Origin of the sequence: uncultured Cardiobacterium sp., assembly GCF_938028185.1 — a bacterium.
GTDB lineage: Bacteria > Pseudomonadota > Gammaproteobacteria > Cardiobacteriales > Cardiobacteriaceae > Cardiobacterium.
Window position 1 is genome coordinate 1 of record NZ_CALJAH010000214.1, and the last position, 2,602, is coordinate 2,602.

1 protein-coding gene and 2 pseudogenes are annotated in these 2,602 nt (G+C 63.7%); all 3 read left to right on the plus strand.

The features are described 5' to 3' along the window. Positions 1-424 precede the first annotated feature (424 nt). Positions 425-1,009, plus strand: coding sequence for an iron chelate uptake ABC transporter family permease subunit (locus tag Q0349_RS06300; RefSeq protein WP_298080026.1), 585 nt, complete (start codon positions 425-427; stop codon positions 1,007-1,009). A 33-nt stretch (positions 1,010-1,042) separates the two neighbouring features. Next, positions 1,043-1,666, plus strand: a pseudogene (locus tag Q0349_RS06305) (iron chelate uptake ABC transporter family permease subunit); the annotation flags it as partial. Beyond that, positions 1,666-2,477, plus strand: a pseudogene (gene fecE / locus Q0349_RS06310) (Fe(3+) dicitrate ABC transporter ATP-binding protein FecE). The pseudogenes Q0349_RS06305 and fecE, both read left to right, overlap by 1 nt. Positions 2,478-2,602 lie beyond the last annotated feature (125 nt).

Consider the following 2,602-nt stretch of genomic DNA (forward strand, 5'->3'; position numbering starts at 1 on the left):
CACAGGGGGAGGGGGGATGTCAGTTTGCAGGTCGGGCATTGATGCCCGAGCTGCGGTTATTCGGTTTACATACACGATAGCGAGGGAGGTGTATGTAAATGGCTTTGGCAGTGCTGCCCTCGCGCATCCTGTGGTGTGTGGAAAGGTATGGCGGCGATGGCATGGATTCCTCTACCCCCACCCCGACCCTCCCCCGCTGCGGACGCTGCGCGTCCTGCAGGGGAGGGGGCAAATCGACGCAACCAACTAATCTGGTTGTAAAAATCCGCAAGCGTAATACCGTCATGGCATCCGTTTTTATAGCGCGGCGCCTTTCCGGTTTAACGGTGCGCCAAGGCGCACCTTATAAGCGTGTTACCTGCCACCGCCGATGCGGCATGGTTATCCATTTTTTTATTTATTCACCCAAACCCGGTCTTCTCGCATGAAATCTTTTCCCGCGTGGCTGAAATGGCTGCTGCTGCCCGTTTTCCTGGCGGCGCTTTGTTTGTATGCGGCCTGGCTTTTTTTGCCGAAAGGCTCTGGCGCGGGCGCGGTGCTTGCCGCGCTCGCCCATCCTGCCGCCGCCGATTTGTCGCTCGATCAGCGCGTGGTGCTGGCGGTGCGGCTGCCGCGTATTTTGACCACGCTCCTGGTCGGCGCGGTGATGGCGGTCAGCGGCCTGCTCCTGCAAACGATGACGCGCAATCCGCTCGCCTCGCCCTCGCTGCTCTCCATCAATGCCGGTGCCGGGCTGGGCATCATTTTCACCGGCGTTTTTTTGACTTCTGCGGCGGCGGGCGATTTTTCCCTCACCGTCACCCCCGCCGGCGTCAATGCCACCGCGCTGGTGCTGGCCGCCGCCGTCTTCGCGCTCGGCCTGTTTTTCGCCTGGAACAGTTGGCGCGCGCATGAGCGCAGTCTGGTGGCGCTCGCCATTGCCGCGCTCTGCACTGTCGCCGGGCTGGCGGCGCTGCTGTTTTTCTTGCACCGCCCGGCGAGCGCGGTCATTCCGGCGCAGGCGGTGTAACATTTTCTCCGTGGCACCCGCCTCTCCGCCGCTGCCGCCATCGGCGGGATGCTGTCGTGGTCGCTGGTGATGTTCATCAGCTACAGCGGCGGGCGTTTGCAGCAAAACCGGCTGATTCTCGCCGGGATTGCCGTCAGCGCCTTTTGTGTCGCCCTCGGCCGCGCCGCGCTGCTACTGGATGAGACGCAGGCGAGCAGCGTGATGCGCTGGCTGGCGGGCAGTCTGGAAAATATCACCTGGGCGCAATGGCACCAGTTCTGGCCGTGGGTGCTGTTGCCCATCCTGCCGCTGCTGTGGCTGTTGCCCAAGCTGAACCTGCTCCGCCTTTCCGATGAGGCGGCGCAGTCGCTCGGCCTGTCGGTGCGGCAACTGCGCGGCATGGTGAATGTCATCGTGCTGGCATGGGTCGGCGCAGCGGTCGCCATTACCGGCCCCATCGCCTTCCTCGGCCTCGTCGCCCCGCATCTGGCGCGCAAACTCGTCGGCGGGCGGCACATCTACCTCCTCCCCGCCGCGATGCTCACCGGCGCGCTCATCCTGCAAGTGAGCGACATCGCCGTGCGCAGCATCCGCCCGCCGCTCGAACTGCCGGCGGGCATCTTCACCGCCCTCATCGGCGCGCCCTACTTCTTCTACCTGCTCCGACGGAAACACTAATGGCATTACAAATCAACGACCTGCACAACGGCTACGGCGATACCAAAATCCTGCACGGCATCACCGCCACCATCCCGGAAGGCAAAATCACCGCCCTGCTGGGGCCAAACGGCTGCGGCAAATCCACCCTGCTGAAAACCATCGCCCGCCTGCTGCCGCCGCAGCGCGGCGAACTCACCCTCGACAATGAACCGGTGTACCGCATGAGCCCGCGCCGCTTCGCCCGCCGCCTCTCGCTGCTGCCGCAGCACCACATGATTCCCGAAGGCATCAGCGTGCGTACCCTCGTCGGCTATGGGCGCAGCCCCTACCTCAATCTCTGGGGACGGCTCGGCAAGGCTGATCTCGCCATCGTTGAGCGGGTGATGGCGGCGACGCACACCGATCAGCTAGCCGACAAACGGGTGGACGAACTCTCCGGCGGCCAACAACAGCGCGCCTTCCTTGCGATGACCCTCGCCCAGGAAACCCCGTACCTGCTGCTGGACGAACCGACGACCTACCTTGACCTCAACCACCAAATCGCGCTGATGGATATGATGCGCGCCGAACAACAACGCGGACCACCGTCATCACCGTGCTGCACGACCTGAACCAGGCGGCGCGCTACTGCGACCACCTCATCGTGCTGAAAGCGGGACACCTCGTCGCCGCTGGCAGCCCGTCGGCGGTACTGACCCCGGCACTGCTCGCCGACGTGTTCGCGGTGAACGCCGCGCCATACACCTGCCCGGTCAGCGGCAAACCGATGTGCATCGTCAAGGAGAGCGTGCTGGAAGAACAGGCAGACGCCGCCGCGCTGGCGGAATAGACGGCGCACGATGGACGCCATAAAAAATCCCGCCAAATGGCGGGATTTTTGCAGGCTCGCGAATAGCCGGACTATAGCCATCCACCGAAAGTTTCAGACAAGGCGCGTCGCCGAAGACAGTACGC

Coding starts and splice junctions, on each gene's coding strand:
- Q0349_RS06300 (WP_298080026.1), top strand. CDS start 425: ATGAAATCTTTTCCCGCGTGGCTGAAATGGCTGCTGCTGCCCGTTTTC.